The sequence below is a fragment of the Telluria sp. AIW5 genome, from assembly GCF_056680575.1.
This window is the reverse complement of the sequence record NZ_CM155289.1, coordinates 3,569,921-3,589,062: the sequence shown is the minus strand read 5'-3', so window position 1 is coordinate 3,589,062 and position 19,142 is coordinate 3,569,921. Positions and strand designations below refer to the sequence as shown.

General features: G+C 65.5%; 18 protein-coding genes and 1 pseudogene. 11 read left to right on the top strand and 8 right to left on the bottom strand.

Annotated features, from left to right (window positions below):
* Nucleotides 1–2: 2 nt before the first annotated feature.
* Nucleotides 3–1,019, bottom strand: coding sequence for a ubiquinol oxidase subunit II (gene cyoA / locus AC1MEM_RS15870; RefSeq protein WP_499472019.1), 1,017 nt, complete (start codon nt 1,017–1,019; stop codon nt 3–5).
* 139 nt (nt 1,020–1,158) lie between these two features.
* Here cyoA and AC1MEM_RS15865 point away from each other — a divergent pair, with 139 nt between their 5' ends.
* A complete protein-coding gene (locus tag AC1MEM_RS15865; RefSeq protein ID WP_499472017.1) occupies nt 1,159–2,514 on the top strand; it encodes an MFS transporter in 1,356 nt (451 codons plus the stop codon).
* Between the two features lie 97 nt (nt 2,515–2,611).
* Entirely contained in the window at nt 2,612–3,250 is a 639-nt protein-coding gene (locus AC1MEM_RS15860) for a dienelactone hydrolase family protein (protein ID WP_499472016.1), read from the top strand.
* A gap of 52 nt (nt 3,251–3,302) precedes the next feature.
* Here the strand turns inward: AC1MEM_RS15860 and AC1MEM_RS15855 are convergent, their stop codons facing one another.
* Complete coding sequence (locus AC1MEM_RS15855; RefSeq protein WP_499472014.1) at nt 3,303–4,211, bottom strand: ZIP family metal transporter; 909 nt, start codon at nt 4,209–4,211, stop codon at nt 3,303–3,305.
* A gap of 137 nt (nt 4,212–4,348) precedes the next feature.
* Complete coding sequence (locus AC1MEM_RS15850; protein ID WP_499472012.1) at nt 4,349–5,257, bottom strand: manganese catalase family protein; 909 nt, start codon at nt 5,255–5,257, stop codon at nt 4,349–4,351.
* Nucleotides 5,258–5,667: 410 nt separating this feature from the next.
* Here AC1MEM_RS15850 and AC1MEM_RS15845 point away from each other — a divergent pair, with 410 nt between their 5' ends.
* Nucleotides 5,668–6,303: a hemerythrin domain-containing protein gene (locus AC1MEM_RS15845; protein WP_499472010.1), complete on the top strand. Its 636-nt coding sequence runs from the start codon at nt 5,668–5,670 to the stop codon at nt 6,301–6,303.
* A 45-nt stretch (nt 6,304–6,348) separates the two neighbouring features.
* On the opposite strand, the gene AC1MEM_RS15840 is transcribed toward AC1MEM_RS15845, so the two are convergent.
* The 3 genes from AC1MEM_RS15840 to hppD form a co-directional block, all read right to left on the bottom strand.
* On the bottom strand, nt 6,349–7,086 hold the full coding sequence (locus AC1MEM_RS15840; protein ID WP_499472008.1) for an LrgB family protein: 738 nt from the start codon (nt 7,084–7,086) through the stop codon (nt 6,349–6,351).
* A complete protein-coding gene (locus AC1MEM_RS15835; RefSeq protein WP_499472006.1) occupies nt 7,079–7,429 on the bottom strand; it encodes a CidA/LrgA family protein in 351 nt (116 codons plus the stop codon). Before AC1MEM_RS15835 ends, AC1MEM_RS15840 begins: the two co-directional genes overlap by 8 nt.
* 218 nt (nt 7,430–7,647) lie before the next feature.
* Complete coding sequence (gene hppD / locus AC1MEM_RS15830) at nt 7,648–8,736, bottom strand: 4-hydroxyphenylpyruvate dioxygenase (RefSeq protein WP_499472004.1); 1,089 nt, start codon at nt 8,734–8,736, stop codon at nt 7,648–7,650.
* Between the two features lie 67 nt (nt 8,737–8,803).
* Between hppD and AC1MEM_RS15825 the strand changes: the two genes are divergently transcribed.
* The gene (locus tag AC1MEM_RS15825) at nt 8,804–8,929 is read left to right on the top strand and encodes a hypothetical protein (protein ID WP_499472002.1); all 126 of its coding nucleotides are present in this window, start codon (nt 8,804–8,806) and stop codon (nt 8,927–8,929) included.
* Nucleotides 8,930–9,000: 71 nt separating this feature from the next.
* Here the strand turns inward: AC1MEM_RS15825 and AC1MEM_RS15820 are convergent, their stop codons facing one another.
* Together AC1MEM_RS15820 and mtoX are read right to left on the bottom strand one after the other, a co-directional pair.
* Entirely contained in the window at nt 9,001–9,711 is a 711-nt protein-coding gene (locus AC1MEM_RS15820) for an SCO family protein (RefSeq protein WP_499472001.1), read from the bottom strand.
* The gene (gene mtoX / locus AC1MEM_RS15815) at nt 9,708–11,036 is read right to left on the bottom strand and encodes a methanethiol oxidase (protein ID WP_499471999.1); all 1,329 of its coding nucleotides are present in this window, start codon (nt 11,034–11,036) and stop codon (nt 9,708–9,710) included. The genes AC1MEM_RS15820 and mtoX overlap by 4 nt, the downstream gene beginning before the upstream one ends.
* A gap of 219 nt (nt 11,037–11,255) precedes the next feature.
* Between mtoX and AC1MEM_RS15810 the strand changes: the two genes are divergently transcribed.
* The 7 genes and pseudogenes from AC1MEM_RS15810 to AC1MEM_RS15780 all read left to right on the top strand — a co-directional run bounded on the left by AC1MEM_RS15810 (nt 11,256) and on the right by AC1MEM_RS15780 (nt 19,139).
* The gene (locus AC1MEM_RS15810) at nt 11,256–11,669 is read left to right on the top strand and encodes a secondary thiamine-phosphate synthase enzyme YjbQ (protein WP_499477665.1); all 414 of its coding nucleotides are present in this window, start codon (nt 11,256–11,258) and stop codon (nt 11,667–11,669) included.
* A 695-nt stretch (nt 11,670–12,364) separates the two neighbouring features.
* A pseudogene (locus AC1MEM_RS15805) lies at nt 12,365–12,451 on the top strand (PEP-CTERM sorting domain-containing protein); the annotation flags it as partial.
* Between the two features lie 407 nt (nt 12,452–12,858).
* Complete coding sequence (locus AC1MEM_RS15800) at nt 12,859–14,211, top strand: hemolysin family protein (RefSeq protein WP_499471998.1); 1,353 nt, start codon at nt 12,859–12,861, stop codon at nt 14,209–14,211.
* Between the two features lie 137 nt (nt 14,212–14,348).
* Complete coding sequence (locus tag AC1MEM_RS15795; protein ID WP_499471996.1) at nt 14,349–15,092, top strand: TlpA family protein disulfide reductase; 744 nt, start codon at nt 14,349–14,351, stop codon at nt 15,090–15,092.
* 247 nt (nt 15,093–15,339) lie between these two features.
* Nucleotides 15,340–16,692, top strand: a complete 1,353-nt coding sequence (locus AC1MEM_RS15790; protein ID WP_499471994.1) for an amino acid permease — start codon at nt 15,340–15,342, stop codon at nt 16,690–16,692.
* A gap of 215 nt (nt 16,693–16,907) precedes the next feature.
* The gene (locus tag AC1MEM_RS15785; protein ID WP_499471992.1) at nt 16,908–17,456 is read left to right on the top strand and encodes a TetR/AcrR family transcriptional regulator; all 549 of its coding nucleotides are present in this window, start codon (nt 16,908–16,910) and stop codon (nt 17,454–17,456) included.
* Nucleotides 17,457–19,139, top strand: coding sequence for an MFS transporter (locus AC1MEM_RS15780; RefSeq protein ID WP_499471990.1), 1,683 nt, complete (start codon nt 17,457–17,459; stop codon nt 19,137–19,139).
* The last annotated feature ends 3 nt before the right edge of the window (nt 19,140–19,142 follow it).

Here is a 19,142-nt window from a genome sequence, read left to right as displayed (position 1 = left end):
GGTTACTTCTTCACAGGATTGGTAGGGGTTTCGCAAACTTCAGCCGGCGCATCCGCCTTGGCGACCTGGCGGCTTGCGTCTTGCGGCAGTTGCCTGAGCGCGATGTCGTTGCGCACGCGTTGCATGTCTTGTGCCATCTGGTGGTTCGCGCAGACGGCGCCTTCGGCGACGCAGCGGTTCACGATCGACAGGAACAGGTTCGGCATCACGTCGCCGTACAGGCGCACCGGCTCTTTTTCCGACGGTTTCTCGAGCGCCAGGTAATCGGTGCGGCCGAGGGTGTTGCCGCTGGCCTTGGCCTTGGCCACGAAGGCGTCGAAATCGGCCTGGCTGGTGCCGCGGAAGGCGAACTTCATGTGCGAGAAGCCGTCGCCGCTGAAGTTCGAGGACTGGCCCTTGTAGTCGCCGGCCTTGTTGACCACCGCGTTCAGGGTCGTTTCCATGCCGGGCATCGTGTAGATCATGCCGGCCAGGGTCGGGATGTAGAACGCGTTCATCACGGTCGACGAGGTCAGCTTGAAGCGGACCGGGGTATCGACCGGGGCGACCAGTTCATTCACGGTAGCGATGCCCTGCTCCGGGTAGATGAACAGCCACTTCCAGTCCAGCGACACCACCTGCACTTCGAGCACCTTGGTGCCGGCCGGGATCGCACGCTTCTCGTCGAGGCGGTCGAGCGGGCGGTAAGGGTCGAGCTTGTGGGTGCTGATCCAGGTGATCAGGCCCAGCGCGATGATGATCAGGAGGGGCGCGCCCCAGATGACCAGTTCGAGCTTGGTCGAGTGATCCCAATCGGGTTCGTACCTCGCGTTGGCGCTCTTTCGATACTTCCAGGCGAACAGGACAGTCAAAATCATCACCGGAATGATGATGATTAACATCAGCAAGACCGAGACCTTGATCAGGTCGGCCTGCTGTCGTGCGATATCACCGGCCGCATTCATCGTCACCGTGTTGCAGCCGGACAGCACCGCAACAAGGAGGAGTGAAAGCCCGGGACGGACAATTTTAGGAATCATGCTAAGTATCTAACGTTACATGGGAATGAGAACATGCTACTGTAATGCCATCGGCCTTCGTTGCATATTGGACGTTTTGTCCCACCCTCGCCCAGGCAAGGGAACATTGAAAGCCGACGACTACCTGGAGACGAAGAACATGCAAAGCACAAATAACTTTGGCGGCGCCGGTGCTACTCCGGCTACTGCCCCCATCAGCGCCCCTCATAGCGGCGCCCGCAACATCAATGCCCGGGATGGCCATATCTCCCCGAGCGAAATCGCAGTCGGCGTGGTCATCGGCCGCGCCTCCGAGTATTTCGACTTCTTCGTCTACGCGATCGCTTCGGTGCTCGTCTTCCCTGCGGTCTTCTTCCCCTTCGCTGACCGGCTGGAGGGCACACTCTACGCCTTTACCGTGTTTGCCTTCGCCTTCATCGCGCGCCCCATCGGCACCATCCTGTTCATGGGGATCCAGAAGCGATTCAGCAGGGAAATCAAGCTGACCATCGCGCTGTTCCTGCTCGGCACCGCGACCGTCGTGATCGCCTTCCTGCCGAGTTATTCGCAGATCGGGACCGCCGCCATCATCCTGCTGTCGCTGATGCGCATCGCCCAGGGTGTGGCGCAGGGCGGCTCCTGGGACGGCCTGCCGTCGCTGCTGGCCCTGAACGCGCCGGAGCACAAGCGCGGATGGTACGCGATGCTCGGACAATTGAGCGCACCGCTAGGGTTCCTGATTGCCGCCGGCCTGTTTGCCTATCTGCTGGACAACCTGCAAGGCGACGATTTCCTCGTCTGGGGCTGGCGTTTTCCCTTCTTCTGCGCCTTCGCGATCAACGTCGTCGCCCTGTTCGCGCGCCTGCGCCTGGTCTCGACCTCGGAATACGCGCGCCTGCTCGATGCCCACGAACTCGATCCGGCTCCGGTTGGCGAACTGGTCAGCACCCAGGGTGCGAACATCGTCATCGGCGCGCTGGCCGCGCTGGCCAGCTACGCGCTGTTCCACCTGGTGACCGTGTTCCCGCTCTCCTGGATGCAGCTCTACGACACGCGCCCGATCGGCGGCTTCCTGCACATCCAGATGTGGGGCGCGGCGGTGGCTGCCGTCTGCATCGTGATCTCGGGCCTCATCGCCGATAAAGTCGGGCGCCGCACCACGCTCGGCACCCTCGCCGCCCTGATCGCCGTCTTCTCGGCCTTCGTGCCGATGCTGCTCGACGGCGGCGAAGCCGGCCAGAATACCTTCATCCTGGTCGGCTTCGGCTTGCTGGGCCTGTCCTACGGCCAGGCAGCGGGCGCAGTGACCTCGAACTTCGCATCGCGCTTCCGCTACACGGGCGCGGCATTGACGTCGGACCTGGCCTGGCTGGTCGGCGCCGCGTTCGCCCCACTGGTCGCGCTCGGACTGGGCGCCAACTTCGGCCTCGGTTATGTCAGCCTCTACCTGCTGTCGGGCGCGGTCGGCTCGCTGGCGGCGCTGAGCCTGAACCGCAAGCTGGAGATCCGCGACTAAGCTCCCCGCGCATCCCACCGAAAATCCGGCCGGACCGCGTGTCCGCCCGGATTTTTCTTTTTGGGGCGAGGTCTAACGGTTTTTTGCGGAGGCCGGCATGACACACAAGCTATCGACCAGCATCCCCGCCGGCGCCGCGCGGCTCGAAGGCATGCTGGAACTCCCGGCCGCGCCGATCGGCGTCGTGCTGTTCGCCCACGGCAGCGGCAGCAGCCGCTTCAGCCCGCGCAATAACCAGGTGGCGTCGGAATTGCGCGATGCCGGTATCGCCACCCTGCTGCTGGACCTGCTCACGCCGGAAGAAGACGCCAGTTACCGCAACCGCTTCGACATCGACGTGCTGTCGGGGCGCCTGCACGCGGCCGTGACCTGGCTCGGCACCGAACCCTTGACGGCGCCCCTTCCCCTCGGCCTGTTCGGCGCCAGCACCGGCGCGGCGGCAGCCCTGCGCGTGGCGGCCGACAGCGGCACGGGGATTGCCGCCGTTGTCTCGCGCGGCGGGCGGCCCGACCTGGCGGGCGCGGCACTGGGACGGGTGATCGCGCCGACCTTGCTGATCGTGGGTGGCGAGGACGGGGTCGTGGTCGAGCTGAACCGGCAGGCGTACGCGGACCTGGGGGGCGAAAAGGCGCTCGAGATCGTGGCGGGGGCGACGCATTTGTTCGAGGAGCCGGGGGCGCTGAAGCAGGTGGCCGTGTTGGCAACGGGGTGGTTTGTGAAACACTTCGAGCCCTAGGGTTTCGCAGGGTGGGCAGGCGCCCGGAACCGGTGGGCACCGAGTGCCCACCCTACGCCAGCGCCGTATCCAGCACCGTCATCAAGATGAATCCGAATATCACCGCAATCGTCGCCGTGGTCCCATTCCCGTTCTCGCGCATCTCGGGAATCACGTCATTGACGATCACGAACAGCATCGCGCCGCCGGCCGCGGCCAGGGCCACCGGCAGCATGCCGCCGGCGATCCCGATCAGGGCGACCCCGAACGCGGCGGCGATCGGTTCGATCACGCCCGACAGCACGCCCAGGCCCACCGACACCAGGCGGCTGTAGCCGACCGTGCGCAGGGCCAGCGCCACGACCAGCCCTTCGGGGACGTCCTGGATCGAGATCCCGGTGGTGAGCGAATGCGCCTTCTCGATGTCGATGCCGGCGTAGGCGACACCGATCGCCATGCCTTCAGGCATGTTGTGCAGGGCGACGGCGGTGACGAATAGCCAGGCGCGGCGCAGCGAACTGGCGCCGGCGTTGTTCTCGAGCACGTGCGCCGGCTCGATTGCCTTCCCCATCAGGAGGATGGCGCCGGCCCCCAGCATGATGCCGGTGCCCGCCAGCAGGCTCGCCTCCCACGGCCCGGCGCCCGAGGAGCGCGCGGCGGCCAGGGCCGGGATCACCAGCGAAAATGCGGTCGCGCCCAGCATCACGCCGGCGCCGAAACCGAGGAAGCAGTCGTAGGTGCGCTTCGAAAAATTCTGTGAAAACAGCACGGGCAAGGTGCCCAGCGCGGTCGCGGCGGCGGCCGTCGCGCCGCCCAGCAGGGCGGCATGCATCTTCAGGTTGGCGCTCATGAGCTGCTCGACCAGGCTGCCGAGCATGAGGAAGCAGCCGACCGAGAAGATCAGCAAGCCGATGATGCGCCGCGGCGTCAGCGCGCGCAGGAAGGCGCCGGCCCAGCCCGCCTTATGTATGTCGAGGTTCATGCACGATTCCTTCGTTCCGCCCGCACCGCACTAGCCTGCCCGGGAACAGGGTAGCGCGGAGCCGGGCGGGCACGGCGCGCGCGACGATCGGGCCGGCCATCCGGCCCGGAAAACCGGTGCGCGCCATGTCTTGGAGATTACGGCTTGCTGACGGCCGAAGCGCCCTTCGGCGTCGACGGGTCGAGGCCGAGCTCGGCGCCGGTCTGCGGATCCTTGCTCGGATCGGACATCGTGCGCTGCTGCATCTGCTTGAGCACTGCGATGTCTTCCGATGGAAGCTTCACTTCGGCTTCGCCGGAACCGCCGTCGACCGCCATCTGCTTCTCGCGGTCCGTGACGAAGTCCCACTGCGGACCCTGGTTCCATGGACCGCGCATCTCGCCGGGACCCTGGGACATATTGAAGTAGACGCTGGAGAAGCGCGGATCGACCGGCATTTTGCCTGGAGGGAAATTCGACTCCATCGAATACAGGGCTTTTTCGAAGGACTTCTGGTGCGCCACTTCGCGCGTCATCAGGAAGCCCAGCGCCTCTTTCACGCCAGGGTCGTCAGTCAGGGCGATCAGGCGCTCATAGACGATTTTCGCGCGCGCCTCGGCGGCGATGTTCGAACGCAGGTCGGCGCTCGGCTCGGTGATCGAATCGATGTAGGCCGCGGTCCAGGGCACACCGGCCGAATTGACCAGCGGCGTACCACCGCCATACAGGACCTGGGTCAGGTGGGAGTCGTTGCCGGCGCCGGTGATCTTGCGGTACATCTCGGCTTCCGTATCAACCGCCTCGGCCAACTGGCCCTTGGCGCCCTTGTTGAGCATGGCGACGATGTGGCCGATCACCTCGAGGTGGCTCAGCTCCTCGGTCGAGATGTCGTACAGCATGTCCTTGCGGCCTGGATCGTCTTCCGAGACCGCCTGGGTGAAGTAACGCATGGCGGCGGCAAGCTCGCCCTGCGGCCCGCCGAACTGCTCGAGCATCAGGTTGGCGAGGCCCGGGTTCGGTCCGGCAACGCGAACCGTATATTGCAGGCGTTTGTTGTGTGCAAACATTCCGACTCCTCCGATAGATGAAAACTAAGCGTCCACGCGAAAGCGTGCGACGCCTTCTCGAAGCGGCTGTACGGCGCTAGGCCGTCAGTCGAACGTGGCTTTATCTTGGCAGTCGGCGCCGGGCATGTAATCAGTAGCTTGGCCGTGCCGGTGTAGGACATCGGTGACAACCTGTTAAGAGACCGTTAAGCGACAGCAAATGAACTGTGAAGGAACTGCCATAGGAGGAGCTGCGCTTATCGCCACTCGGAAAGTCTACTGTCGGTTACGAAACTGTTGCCGTTCGTATCGCCCAATGGCGGCGTTTCAGGACGCGCCCTTGGCCGACAGACGGTTGCGCCCCCCTCCTACGCCGAACGCGCACGAGCCGGGCTACGATCTTGATTATTCGTCAACCTGGAGGGTCCGATATGTTTTCCATGAACCAGCTGAGCCCGACCGTCACCGACATGATCCGTTTCGATCACTCGCATGTGATGGTGACGTTTCACCAATACACGAAAGACAAGTCGCAAAGCGTCAAGAAAGCCCTGGCCGATACCATTTGCGATGCCCTCGAGATCCACGCCACGCTGGAAGAAGAAGTCTTTTATCCGGTGATGCGCCAACTCGACAAGGGCGAGCCCTTCGTGCACAAGGCCGAGCCCGAGCACAACGACATGCGCCGCCTGATCGCGGAGCTGCGCCGCACCAGCGCGTCCGATCCGCGCCACGACAAGGTCCTGTTGGAACTCATGCGCGACGTGATCCACCACGTGGCCGACGAGGAAACGACCTTGCTGCCGCAGGCCGAAACCCTGATGAGCAAGGCGCGCCTGTCCGAACTCGGCTCGCAAATGACCAGGCGCCGCATGGAACTGCTGGCGCCGAAAGCGGGCAAGCTGGCCAAGAGCCACGCGGTCGGCTTCTCGGGCAGCACGACCGCCATGGTCGTCGGCGGCTTGAGCGCTATTTTCGCGCTGCGCAGCCTGGTCAAAAAACCGGGTACGCCATCGGCCAACACCCATACCTGGGCCAACGCCAATTCGATGCCGCACGAAAGCTGATCGTATCCGACTGACCTGTAGTACCGGCGCCTGCCGGGCGGATTGCTAGCCCAGCAGGCGCATCACCATCGGCACCAGCCAGGGCGCCAGGACGGCCGTCAGGATCCCGTTCAATCCCATCCCCAGTCCCGCAAACGCGCCCATTTCAGCGCTGACCTGGAAGGCGCGCGCCGTGCCGATCCCGTGCGCTGCCACGCCCAGCGCAAAGCCGCGCGCCGCGTGCGATTCGATCTTCAACGCATTGAACAGGAAGCGCGCCGTCACCGCGCCGAAGATGCCGGTGCCGATCACCAGCACGGCGGTCAACGCCGGCACGCCGGCGAGGCGCTCCGAGACTGCCATCGCGATCGGCGTCGTCGCCGACTTCGGACCGACAGTGCGCGCCAGTTCGCCCGATCCTCCCAGCAGCAGTACCACGGCCACCGCCGACACGATCGCCGTCACGCAGCCGGTAAGGAGCGCGCACGTCAAGGGAAGAAACGCGCGCCGCATGCGCGGCAGCTGGCGCGCGAGGGGCACGGCCAGGGCTACGGTTGCCGGTCCGAGCAGGAAGTGGACGAACTGGGCGCCGGCGAAATAACGCTGGTAGGACATACCGCTGAGCAGGAGCGCGATGCTGACCAGCACGATGGCGATCGCGACCGGGTTCGCCAGCGCCGAGTAGTTGCAGCGCGCATGGATTGCCTGGGCCACGACATAGGCGCACAGCGTGATCGTCAGGCCCAGCAGGGGCGAGGCCGAGAGGTAGACCCAGAAATGGGTCAATTGCGCAAAATCAGGCATCGCCCTCTCCTTCCGGCTTCATCCTGCGCAGCACGAGGGCGGTGACGGCCAGGGTCAGCAGGGTGCTGGCGATCAAGGAAGCGGCGATCGCAAGCCAGTGGCCGCTGCCGCTGCCTGCGGCGGCGACGATGCCGACGCCGGCCGGGACGAACAGCAGGGACAGGTGGCGCAGCAATTCGTTGGCGGCCGTTTCGATGCGCGTTTGCAGCGCTGGCCAAAGCAGGAGAGAGATGAAGAGGAGCACCATGCCCGCGACGGGCCCGGGTACGGGAAGGCCGAGCAGGAAGACGGCACCTTCGCCGAGGCATTGGAACAGGAGCAGGAGTGCGAATGCGGGGAGCAAGGGTTTCCTTCGAGCGAGCCGGTATTCGTAGGGTGGAGCCGTCACTCCACGCGGTACGGCGTTCGAATATCGCCGCCGCGTGAACTTGCTATTAAAGGGAGGCAAGGATGGAAAAACGTTTCGACCGTCACGCGCCGGACGCGTGGAGTCGGGACTCCACGCTACGGTTACCTCAATGCCGGCGGTCGGATACCCCGACGCGCCAGCCCGTAAAACGACTATGCCACTTCCGCCGCCTGGCCGATCGCCCCGCGCTTTACCTGGTCGCGCTCGATCGACTCGAACAGGGCCTTGAAATTACCTTCGCCGAAGCCATCGTCGCCCTTGCGCTGGATGAATTCGAAGAATACCGGGCCCAGCTGCGCTTCGCCGAAGATCTGCAGCAGCAGGCGCGGTTTGCCGTCCGTGACCGTGCCGTCCAGCAGCAGGCCGCGCGCCTGCAGTTCCGAGGCATTCTCGCCGTGGCCCGGAATCCGGCCGTCGAGCATCTCGTAATAGGTCGCCGGCGGCGCGCTCATCAGCGGCACGCCGGCCGCGCGCAGCGAATCGACGGTCGTGATCAGGTCGTCGCAGAGCAAGGCGATGTGCTGGATGCCTTCGCCGTTGAACTGCATCAGGAATTCCTCGATCTGGCCGCCGCCCGCCTTGCCCTCTTCGTTCAGCGGGATGCGGATCTTGCCGTCGGGCGCGGTCATCGCCTTCGAGGTGAGGCCCGTGTATTCGCCCTTGATGTCGAAATAGCGGATTTCGCGGAAGTTGAACAGTTTCTCGTAAAAGCCGGCCCAGAAGGCCATGCGGCCGCGGTAGACGTTGTGGGTCAGGTGGTCGATGATTTTCAGGCCATGCCCGGCCGGGCGGCGCTCGACGCCGGGGAGGAATTCGAAATCGATGTCATAGATCGACTTGCCGTCTTCGAAACGGTCGATCAGGTACAGCGGCGCGCCGCCGATGCCCTTGATGGCCGGCAGGCGCAATTCCATCGGGCCGGTCGGGATCTCGACCGCCTGCGCGCCCAGTTCCAGCGCGCGCCGGTAGGCCTTGTGCGAATCTTGGACACGGAAGGCCATGCCGCAGGCCGACGGGCCGTGCTCGGCGGCGAAATAGGCGGCATAGCTCTTCGGCTCGTTGTTGATGATGAAATTGATCTCGCCCTGGCGGTACAGGCTTACGTCCTTCGAGCGGTGCACTGCGACCTTGGTAAAGCCCAGCTTTTCGAAGATCGGCTCGAGCACGCCCGGCGTCGGGGATGCGAACTCGACGAACTCGAAGCCCATCAGGCCCATTGGATTCTCAAACAGGTCAGCCATCTTGTTTTCCTTTTATTGCAACATTGTCTCCTCCAGACGGCGCGCGCACCGGATAGGCAGCGGCGCCGTGCGGAACCATCCAGCCGGCGTGGTGTCGCCGGCCGGCAAGCGTACGCCCGCCGCCCTGGCAGGGCTGGGCGGCGTCAACGACCGCAATGATACGCCAGTTGGGCGCCTCATCACTTCGTCATGATATCGGATCGGCATGCCCGCGGCGCAGCATGCCCGAGAACCTTGCGCGCAAGGAAGGTGTCCGAAACGGGGTCAGCGCCGCGGCTGCTCCAGCAGCAGGGTCCTGATGTCGCCCAGCAGCACGGCCGGATGCAGCCAGGAGGTCGAATAGATTTCCCGCACTTCGCCGCCGGCATCGAGCAGGTAGACCTTCAGCAGGTGGCTCAGCACCGGTACGCGCTGGCCGGCGGGCTTGATCGTGGCGACCGAGACGTCCTGGCCGAAGCCATCGAGCAGCGGCGCCAGTTCCCTGCCGTTGCGTGTCGTCAGAAAATGCCAGTCGAGGCCTTGCCGGTCGCGCCCTTCCTGTCCACCATAGCTGCGCATCGCCGCCGGCGTGTCGTATTCCGGATCGAAGCTCATGCTCACAAAGCGCACCCTGCCGCGCAAGGAGGCCGTGCCCTCGATCGTGCCCTTGAGGCTGTGCAGGGTGGCGTAGGCCAGCGGGCAGCCGTGGGGATCGGTGCAATAGGTATAGATGAACGAGAACAGCGTGACCTTGCCGGTCGTAAATTCCGACAGGCGGTGCACGCTGCCGTCGCTCTCGAGCACGATCCCGTCGGGCGCCTTCATGATCCGCTCGAGCCGGTAGCTGCCGGGGGCCGGAGGCACGAAGCCGAGCGTCGGCACGCCGGGCGGCCCGGCGGCCTGCGCCGCTGACGGAGCACCCGCGCACAAGGCGAGCGCCAGCCAGGCGGCGCCGAGGGCGGCGCGCCCCAGTCGCGGATCGCTCGCGGCCGTCACCGGGCCGCGACCCGGCCCGCGTCCGCGCCCCAGGCCGCCTGCAGCCCGGATTTGGCCCCAAATTTCATGTGGTGCGGCCGCCCCAGCTTGAGCTTGTAGAAGTCGACGTTCCATTTTTCGCTCAGCTCCTTGCCGTCCCAGGCGAACAGTTTGACGAACTGCTCGTTTTCAAGCCCGGTCTTGTCCCAGTTCGCCAGCAGCGACGAGCTCACATACACGCGCTTGCCGTCCCAGCTTTGGGAAATCATGTTGACCTGGGATCCGGTCTTCTTCGCATAGGTCTGGCGCGGCGCTTCCGGATTGCTGAGGTCGAAGTAGCGGGTGGTGCCGTCCATGAAGGTGTTGACCCAGAGTCCCTTGCCGTCCGCGCGCATCGAGATGTCGACCGGCAGCGGCGTCCTGGCCGGGTCGCCGATCGCGGCGACGTCCTTCGCCTGCCATTGGCCCTTCGTATCCTTCTTCACCAGCCACAGCTTCGAGGTGAGCGCGGTGGCGGTGATCGCCCAATCGGCGCCTTCCTTCAGCGACCAGCGGATCTCGAGCGGCGCGCCCGGCACGCTGAGGACCTGCTCGGGCTGCATCGACTTCAGGTTCCACACCACCATCGTATTGCCGAACTGTTTCATGGCGCCCTGGTCCTTGATCAGGGTGCCCAATGAAGTCATGTAATTTGTCTTGCCGGTGAAGCTGGAGCTGAGCATCGCGTTCCTGGCCGGATTGATGGCCAGGTCGTAGCCATAGCCATCGCCCCCTTTCGCGGCGGGCGCGACGGGCATGTCATAGGTCCGGATGAATTCGCCCTTGTTGTTGTAGAGGGCCATGCCGGTCTTGCCGCCGCCATCCTTCGCGTTCGAGAGCGCCCCGATCAGCATCCTGCCGGGCATCGCATAGAAGGTGTGCGGGCCGACCAGTCCCGTGCGTTTGGCGAAGTCGCCGATGGTATTGACCAGCCGCGGCTTGCCCGGGTCGGTGTGGATGTCGAACACGTAGATCTTGCTGTCGTCGAGTCCGCCGGCCCAGAGGAAGCGCCGGTCGTCGGTAAAGCCCGCGTGATGCGCCTCGCCGCGGCCGCCCACCGACACCTGGGTCACCACTTGGCCGAACTTCGGCGACTTCGGGTTGACGTCGAGCGTGACCAGCTTGTCGGAGCCGTCCCCCATGCCGGGCACGCCGAGCGTCCACACGTACAGGTAATCCTCTTGCCCCTTGACCAGGTTCGACATGTAGGGGGAGTTGCAGGTCTCGTCGGCGAGGGCAAACGGACTGTTAAAACCGAGCAAAATGACGGCAACCGCCGCCGCCCGCGTGAAGTGATTCAGTCGCATCTTGATCTCCTGTGAGGGGCTATCCGGTTCGACGCGCGGGCAGGAATGCTCCAGGCCCGCTGGCAGCATGGTTGACAAAGCAAGCATACGCTTGCCGGCCGAAAATGGCGATGCACCATGGGTGCTTTGGTCTTTCGCCACAAAGACGCCGCCGACGCGGACCTTCTGGAGTCATCCTCGCGTCGTAAAATACGCACTTTCGGCACATGGGGAGACCTGATGGCGCACCAGGCGATATTGCAGTTCCAGACCCGCGGGCGCGGCACCTTGGACATCACCCGCGACGTAGCTGGGGTGGTCGCGGAATCCGGCGTGGCCTGCGGCCTGGTGCAGGTATTCGTCCAGCACACGAGCTGCTCGCTGACGATCACGGAAAACGCCGACCCCGACGTGCGGCGCGACCTCGACACGGTGTTGCAACGCCTGGCGCCCGACGGCGACCCGGCATGGCGCCACGACGACGAGGGGCCGGACGACATGGCGGCGCACGTGCGCAATGTACTCACTGATACCGGGATCACGATTCCCGTCGGCGCCGGCCGCATGCTGCTCGGCACCTGGCAGGGCGTCTTTCTGTGGGAGCACCGATTGGCGCCGCACCGGCGCACGGTGGTGATTACGGTGTTGAATTGAAACCCCGGCCCAGCGCGCCTGGATCCTCCCTCGGGATTTCCTGAAATTACTTTGCGGAATCTATTAATTACTGTCGGAATTCTTTGCATTTGTTAACATATGTTGTTTTCAATGCAATGCGACTCCCAATAAAATCAACTGCTTAGGAAGGTGGCACGCTGCTTGCTCCTAGTGGGACTCACAGACACTAACAAGGGGTTTCCATGACAGCGTTGAAATTGAAGAGCATTCTGATTGCGGCAATCGCAGCAACGGGTTTGGTCGCAGGCAGCGCAATGGCGGCACCGACGATGGATACCTTCCTGAAGGCGTACGCAAGCCCGAACTCGGGTGCGGCCGAGGAACTCGGCTATTTTGAAGACGCCAGCGGCGAAGACTTCGCTGCGGGCGACCTGAACAAATCCGACGGCATCAACGGCGCCAGCTTCGATACGGCGACCCAGCTCTGGGTCATCAACGTCGCCCCCAGGGAGCCAGGCTACTTCCTGCTGAAGTTCGGCACGGGCGGCACCCGCACCAATGTCGACACCTATGTCTTCGAGAATACGGGCGACCTGACGCAACTGGTCTGGAGCAACTCCCAAGTGAACTTCCTGAGCGGCGGCAACTGCTCGCGCAAGGGCAGCAACTGTAACATCCGCCGCCTCAGCCACATCAGCTGGGTACCGGGCACAGTGGAGGAAGGCGGCGAAACCCCGCCGGGCGGCGAAGTGCCCGAACCGGCTTCGCTCGCCCTGCTGGGCGCGGGCCTGGTCGGACTGGCCCTGCGCCGCCGCAAGTAAGGCAGGCATGGGGCCGCGAAGAGGGCGTCCCACGACGCACCTTTTTTCGTCCGCGCATCCTGGCCCGCCCTGAGCGTATGAAAAAAGCGCCAGGGCAAGGCCTGGGGGCGAGGCCCCGAGGGCGAGGCGACATCGTCGAAGCCAGTACCCCAAAGGCCATTCGAACGCCCCGCTCCCGGCGCATCACGACAATCATCCTGGATGACGCGGCGATCCAGCGAGCACGGCGGAGCGCACGCGCACGACCGCCTGGGGCGCCGGTCGGGCTCTCCCGGCCGTCCCTGCGGTGCGGGCCACTCCTTGCCGATCATGCGATGATGTCATTTCGTTATCGATACCGGCGCCATGCAGACAAAAGGCGCCCCGGCACCGGCCCGGCAAGCCGCTGGAGACCCCACGCACACGCCATGATGACCGATATCCTGATCATCCTTTTCCTCATCTTGCTCAATGGCGTATTTGCGATGTCGGAACTGGCGCTGGTCTCGGCCAGGCGCATGCGGCTGGAAAAATCGGCCGCGGAGGGCAGCCGCGGCGCGCGCATTGCGCTCCGGCTCGCCGACGAGCCGAGCCACTTCCTCTCGACGGTGCAGGTCGGCATCACCCTGATCAGCATCTTCAACGGCGCCTTCGGCGAAGCCTCGCTGGTGGCCCACATGACGCCCCAGCTCAAGGAAGTGCCCGTGCTCGCGCCCTACGCCTACCAGGCCTCGCTCGGGCTGGTGGTGGTCTGCATCACGGTGGCGTCCATCATCCTCGGCGAACTGGTCCCCAAGCGCATCGCCATGCAGTATCCGGAGGCGATGGCGACGCTGATCGCGCCGCCGCTGCGGGTGCTGTCGACGATCATGCTGCCTTTCGTCAAGGCGCTGGCGCTGGCCACCGAAGCCATCGTCCGGCTGGTCGGGATCGGCCGCCACAAGGAAGAGGCGCCGACCGAAGAAGACATCACCGGCATGATCAAGGAAAGCACCGACGCCGGCGTGTTCGAGAAGACCGAATACGACATCGTCTCGCGTGCCCTGCGCCTCGACGACAAGCACCTGAAAGCCCTGATGACGCCGCGGGTCGACCTGACCCTGGTGGACCTCGACGACCCGCGCGAAGAGAACCTCGCGCGCGTGGCCGCGAGCCGCTACAGCCGCATGCCGGTCTGCCGCGGCGAGCGCTCGCAGATCCTCGGCTACGTGCACACGCGCGAACTGCTGGCGCAGGCCGTGCGCGCCGGCTCGCTCGATGCGATCGATATCGAGGCGGCCGTGCAGGAGATCCTCTACGTGCCGGAAACGGTGAGCGCGATGGCCCTGCTCGAGCTGTTCAAGAAGAACAATGCCGAGATCGCCCTGATCGTCGACGAGTACGGCGACATCCAGGGCATGGTGACGCTGACCGACGTGATGAGCGCGCTGGTGGGCGACGTCACCGTGATCGGCGAGGAAGGCGACCCGGACGCCGTACGGCGCGAGGACGGCAGCTGGCTGCTCGACGGCGGCGTGGCGCTGGACCGCTTCCGCGACCTGATGGAGACCAGCCTGCGCTTTCCCGGCGAGGAAGCCGGCGCCTACCACACGCTGGCCGGCTTCATGCTCTACCAGCTCGGCATCATCCCGAAGCCGGCCGACACGGCGCGCTGGGGCGACTACCTGTTCGAGGTGGTGGACATGGACGGGAACCGGATCGACCGGCTGCTGGTGACGCACGCGCCGGCGGTGCAGGAAAAAGAAGATGCCGGCGAGGAGCCGGGTCGGAGCGCCTCTTAATCTTCCATTAATACTGTTGGGCTAATCTGGACGCCTGGAGCCGGATCCACCGGCCAAAGGAGAGCGTCCTGGATGCCATCACCCTCGGGCCACTGGTCCTGCCCCTGCGCGTACTGAGCCCCCTCGCCGCGCTCGCCGTGGCCAATTGTGCCGCCTGGCTCTGGCAGCGCAAACACGGCATCGATGCCGGACCCGCCCTGTGGCGCATGACAGCCTGGGGCTTCATCGCGGCCCGCACCGCCTTCGTGCTGATGCACCTCGATACCTACCTCGAGGCGCCGTTGAGCGTCCTCGACATCCGTGACGGCGGCTTTGTCGCCTTTGCCGGCCTGCTCACGGCCTGGGCGGTCGGCTTCGAGCAGCTGCGGCGCGCGCCGCTGCTGCGCCGGCCGCTGGTCGGGGCCGCGCTGGCGGGAATCCTGGCCTGGGCGGGTGCCGGCCTTGCCATCCACGCCAGCCAGCCGTCGAACACAGCCCTGCCCGACATCGCCCTGCAGCGCTTGGGCGGCAGCGCGGTGCGCCTCGCCGAATTCAAGGGCAGGCCAATCGTCCTCAACCTCTGGGCCACCTGGTGCCCACCCTGCCGGCGCGAGATGCCGGCGATGGCGGCCGCGCAGGCCGCCAATCCGGACGTCGCCTTTGTCTTCGTCAACGCCGGCGAGGAGCCTGCGGCCGTGCGCGGCTATCTCGACGCCGGCGGCTTGAGAATGCCGAACGTGCTGCTCGACGCGCCGCTTGCGCTGGCCGGCGCCGTGGGCGCGGTCGGCTATCCGACCACGCTGTTCTACGACCGTCACGGCATGCTGGCGGCGCGCCACATGGGGGAACTGTCGCGCGCGGGGCTCGATGAGCAGATGGAAGCGCTGCGGAAAAAGCCGTAGGCGGAACGATCTATCATCCAATAGTTTATTGAGTGATAGGATATCGTCCGGAATAACCAACCCGCATGTGAAGCGGCTGACTGCCGGCGGTGACCGTAGGGTGGCATGCCCACGCGGTTGGCGGCACCGATAACAGCACAGGCGACAGCCCAACCCACGTTTGCCCCGGCGAGACGTCCGCACTACATCACCGCTGATGCTTGGATGCATTAGAATCATTGACTTTTGCAAACTGGCGCAGGCGGCAATGGCAGAACCCAAACAAGAACTCAGGCGCGGCCTCAAGAGCCGGCACATCCAGCTGATCGCCCTCGGCGGCGCCATCGGCACCGGCCTTTTCCTCGGCATCGCGCAAACCATCCAGATGGCCGGCCCCGCAGTGCTGCTCGGCTACGGCATCGCCGGCGTGGTGGCCTTCCTCATCATGCGCCAGCTGGCCGAACTGGTGGTCGAGGAACCGGTCGCCGGCTCGGTCAGCTATTTCGCCGACAAATACGGCGGCCACATGGCCGGCTTCATCGCGGGCTGGAACTACTGGGTGATGTACATCCTCGTCAGCATGGCCGAACTGTCGGCAGTCGGCATCTATATCCAGTACTGGTTCCCGGAAGTGCCGACCTGGATGTCGGCGCTGGTCTTTTTTGCGGTCATCAATTCCTTCAGCCTGCTCAACGTGAAGGCATTCGGCGAACTGGAATTCTGGTTCGCCGTGATCAAGGTACTCGCCGTGATCGGCATGATCCTGTTCGGCGGGTGGCTGCTGGTCTCGCAGTCGGCCGGTCCCGAAGCGGGGGTGGCGAATTTGTGGCGCCACGGCGGCTTCTTCCCGAACGGCGTGCAGGGGCTCGTGATGTCGATGGCCGTCATCATGTTTTCCTTCGGCGGGCTGGAACTGATCGGCATCACCGCGGCCGAAGCCGACGACCCGGCGCGCTCGATCCCGCGCGCGACCAACCAAGCCTTGTGGCGCGTGCTGATTTTTTATATCGGTGCCCTGTTCATCCTGCTCTCGCTGTTCCCGTGGCAGAAGGTCGTCAGCGGCGGCAGCCCCTTCGTGCTGATCTTCGCGGCCCTGGACAGCAAGTTCGTCGCCACCGCGCTGAACGTCGTCGTGTTGACCGCCGCGCTGTCGGTCTACAACAGCGGCGTGTACGCCAATACGCGCATGCTGTACGGCCTCGCAGCCCAGGGCAATGCGCCGCGCGCGCTGCTCAGGCTCACCCGCAGCGGCGTGCCGCTGGCCGCGCTCGGCGTATCGGCGCTGGCGACGGGCACGTGCATCGCCGTGAACTACTTCCTGCCGGCCGAAGCCTTCGGGCTGATGATGGGCCTGGCCACGGCGGGCCTGATCATCAACTGGGGCACGATCTCGCTGGTGCACCTGCGTTTTCGCGCCGTCAAGGCGGGCAAGCGGACGGGCTTTCCGAGCCCGTTCCATCCGCTGGCAAATTACCTGTGCCTGGCCTTTTTGGCGGGGATCACGGTGGTGATGTACCTGACGCCGGGGCTGCGTGTGTCGGTGTACCTGATTCCGGTGTGGCTGATCGTGCTGTGCGCGGGGTATGCCGTGCGCCAGCGCAGAAGCGCCAAATCCGGTTGACGATGGCGGCGCTGTTGCGTTTGGCGTTTGTCGTTCCTCCAGTCCGCGTGGGCACGGGTGCCCACCCTACGGCCGGCCTTATGGGCGAGCGCATACGAAACCCGTAGCGTGGGCGCCCCGCGCTTCCTCCCTTCCCCACCCGTGCGCTCACTGCGCGCGCATCGCAGTATTCTGGTAGCAAACCGACAATCAACCGGACAAGGGTGTCCACAACCATGACCCTGTTGCGCTCCGACGCCGCGCTGCGGCGCGACCAGATCCTCGATGCCGCCGACGCGGTCTTTTCCGAGCGCGGCATCACGGCCCCGCTCGACCTGGTCGTCACGCGCGCCGGCGTCGGGCGCGCGACCCTGTACCGCAACTTCCCCGATCGCGCGGCGCTGGTGGAGGCGCTGTTCGAACGCGCGATGGGCGCGCTGGAAGCCGCCGCGCCCGGACGCGAGCTGCTGGCCCTGGTCGAGCAGGTCGGCCTCGACCTGGTCGCCGCACCGGCCCTGGCCGACTACTGGCGCGCCCTCGAACCCGGCCATCCGGCGGCGAAAGCCGCGCGCGAGCGGCTGGCGCGCCTGTTCCGCGCGCCCCTGGCCGCGGCCATCAAGCGCAAATCCTGCCGTCCCGACCTGCGCGCGGCCGACCTCGTGCTCCTGTGCGGGATGCTCGGCGCGGCGCTGCGCGGCGGTACGCCCGCGAATCGCCGCACGCTGGTGCGGCGTGCCCTCGAACTGGTGGGAGACGGAGTCAAGCCGCCCGCGCGAGGACGCTAAATGGCGCAGCTGCTCCGCCCCACGCCGAACTGGGAAGAACACGAAAAGCCGTCCCTGCCCGGCTCGGCCTCGATGCCCTACCATACGCCCGCCGTGCGCCTGGCCTACGCGCTGGTCGCGCTCCTGGTCGGCATCACCGGCGGCCTCGGCAACGCGCTGGTGTCGGCCAACCTGCCCACCATCCAGGGCCAGCTGGGCCTGACGCCTTCGGAAGCGACCTGGCTGCCGGCCGCCTACGTGATGGTCAACATCACGGTGAACCTGCTGGTGTTCAAGTTCCGCCAGCAGTTCGGCCTGCGTTTGTTCGCCGAGATCGGCCTGGTCCTGTATGCCGCCGTCACCTGCCTGCACCTGATGGTGGGCGGCTTCACGATGGCGGTGGCCGTGCGCGCCGTCAGCGGCTTTGCCGGCGCCACCGCCACCACGCTGTCGATGCTCTACATGCTGCAGGCCATGCCGCGCGCCTACACCGGCAAGATGGTCGTGATCGGGGTCGGCATCCCGCAGCTTGCCACGCCGCTGGCCTGGCTGCTCTCGCCGACGCTGCTCGTGTACGGCCAGTGGCACAACCTGTACCTGTTCGAGGCGGGCCTGGCCCTGTGTTCGCTGGCCGCCGTGGTGGTGCTCAAACTGCCGCCAGGGATGTTCATCAAGGCCTTCGAGAAGCTCGACTTCCTCACCTTCGCCCTGATGGCGCCGGGGGCGGCGATGCTGGTGGCCGTGCTGGCGCAGGGCTACTCGCAGTGGTGGTTCGACGAACCCTGGCTGGCTTACCTGCTCATCGGCGCGCTGGTCCTGATCAGCGCCGCCTTGTACATCGAGCACCACCGGGAGAACCCGCTGATCCAGACGCGCTGGCTGGTCACGCCGACCGTCCTGCGCTTCATCATCGGCGCATTTTTGATCCGTTTCCTCACCACCGAGCAGACCGTCGGCGCGGTCGGCATGCTGCGTGTGCTGGGCATGGGGCCGGACCAGATGCAGCCGCTGTTCGGCGTCATCCTGATCGGCACCATCTGCGGCATCGCAGCCAGCTCGCTGACCTTCAGCCCGAAGACCCTGATCCCGCAGATCATCGTCGCCATCATCCTGTTCGGTACGGCCGCGGCCCTCGACTACGGCCGCACCAGCCTCGATCGGCCGCAGGATTTTTATGTGAGCCAGTTCCTCGTCGCCGTGGGCAGCGGCATGTTCCTCGGGCCGCTGGTCCTGCTCGGGATCACCCAGGCCCTGAAATTCGGGCCAAATTACGTGATCACCTTCAGCGTGGTGCTGTCGATGACGCAGTCGCTCGGTGGCCTGACCGGCTCTGCACTGCTCAGCACCTACCAGGTGCACCGCGAACAGGTGTATTCCAGCGACCTGGTGTCGCAACTCAATCCCGCCGACCCGATCGTCGCCCAGCGCCTGCAGCTGCAGGGCGGGATCTACCGCGGCACCATCACCGATCCGACCCTGCGCGCGGCGCAAGGCGCCGCCCTGCTGGCGCAGGTCACGCGGCGCGAAGCGAACGTGCGCGCGTATAACGATGTCTTTGCACTGAGCGGCGTGCTGGCCCTGCTGTTCCTGTTCTGGTCCCTGTTCGTGGCGATCCGCGCCCACATCCGCGACCGGCGCGCGGCCGCCCTGGCCGCCGCAGCACCCACCGATAACCCGGCGCCGGCAGGCGCCACCAAGGCTTGAAAC

Excerpts from the sequence above, each read along its gene's own strand:
- AC1MEM_RS15845 (WP_499472010.1), top strand. The coding sequence starts at position 5,668 with ATGTTTTCCATGAACCAGCTGAGCCCGACCGTCACCGACATGATCCGT.
- AC1MEM_RS15780 (WP_499471990.1), top strand. The coding sequence starts at position 17,457 with ATGGCGCAGCTGCTCCGCCCCACGCCGAACTGGGAAGAACACGAAAAG.
- AC1MEM_RS15790 (WP_499471994.1), top strand. The coding sequence starts at position 15,340 with ATGGCAGAACCCAAACAAGAACTCAGGCGCGGCCTCAAGAGCCGGCAC.
- mtoX (WP_499471999.1), bottom strand. The coding sequence starts at position 11,036 with ATGCGACTGAATCACTTCACGCGGGCGGCGGCGGTTGCCGTCATTTTG.
- AC1MEM_RS15850 (WP_499472012.1), bottom strand. The coding sequence starts at position 5,257 with ATGTTTGCACACAACAAACGCCTGCAATATACGGTTCGCGTTGCCGGA.
- AC1MEM_RS15810 (WP_499477665.1), top strand. The coding sequence starts at position 11,256 with ATGGCGCACCAGGCGATATTGCAGTTCCAGACCCGCGGGCGCGGCACC.
- AC1MEM_RS15840 (WP_499472008.1), bottom strand. The coding sequence starts at position 7,086 with ATGCCTGATTTTGCGCAATTGACCCATTTCTGGGTCTACCTCTCGGCC.
- hppD (WP_499472004.1), bottom strand. The coding sequence starts at position 8,736 with ATGGCTGACCTGTTTGAGAATCCAATGGGCCTGATGGGCTTCGAGTTC.
- AC1MEM_RS15855 (WP_499472014.1), bottom strand. The coding sequence starts at position 4,211 with ATGAACCTCGACATACATAAGGCGGGCTGGGCCGGCGCCTTCCTGCGC.
- AC1MEM_RS15800 (WP_499471998.1), top strand. The coding sequence starts at position 12,859 with ATGATGACCGATATCCTGATCATCCTTTTCCTCATCTTGCTCAATGGC.
- AC1MEM_RS15865 (WP_499472017.1), top strand. The coding sequence starts at position 1,159 with ATGCAAAGCACAAATAACTTTGGCGGCGCCGGTGCTACTCCGGCTACT.
- AC1MEM_RS15785 (WP_499471992.1), top strand. The coding sequence starts at position 16,908 with ATGACCCTGTTGCGCTCCGACGCCGCGCTGCGGCGCGACCAGATCCTC.
- AC1MEM_RS15860 (WP_499472016.1), top strand. The coding sequence starts at position 2,612 with ATGACACACAAGCTATCGACCAGCATCCCCGCCGGCGCCGCGCGGCTC.
- cyoA (WP_499472019.1), bottom strand. The coding sequence starts at position 1,019 with ATGATTCCTAAAATTGTCCGTCCCGGGCTTTCACTCCTCCTTGTTGCG.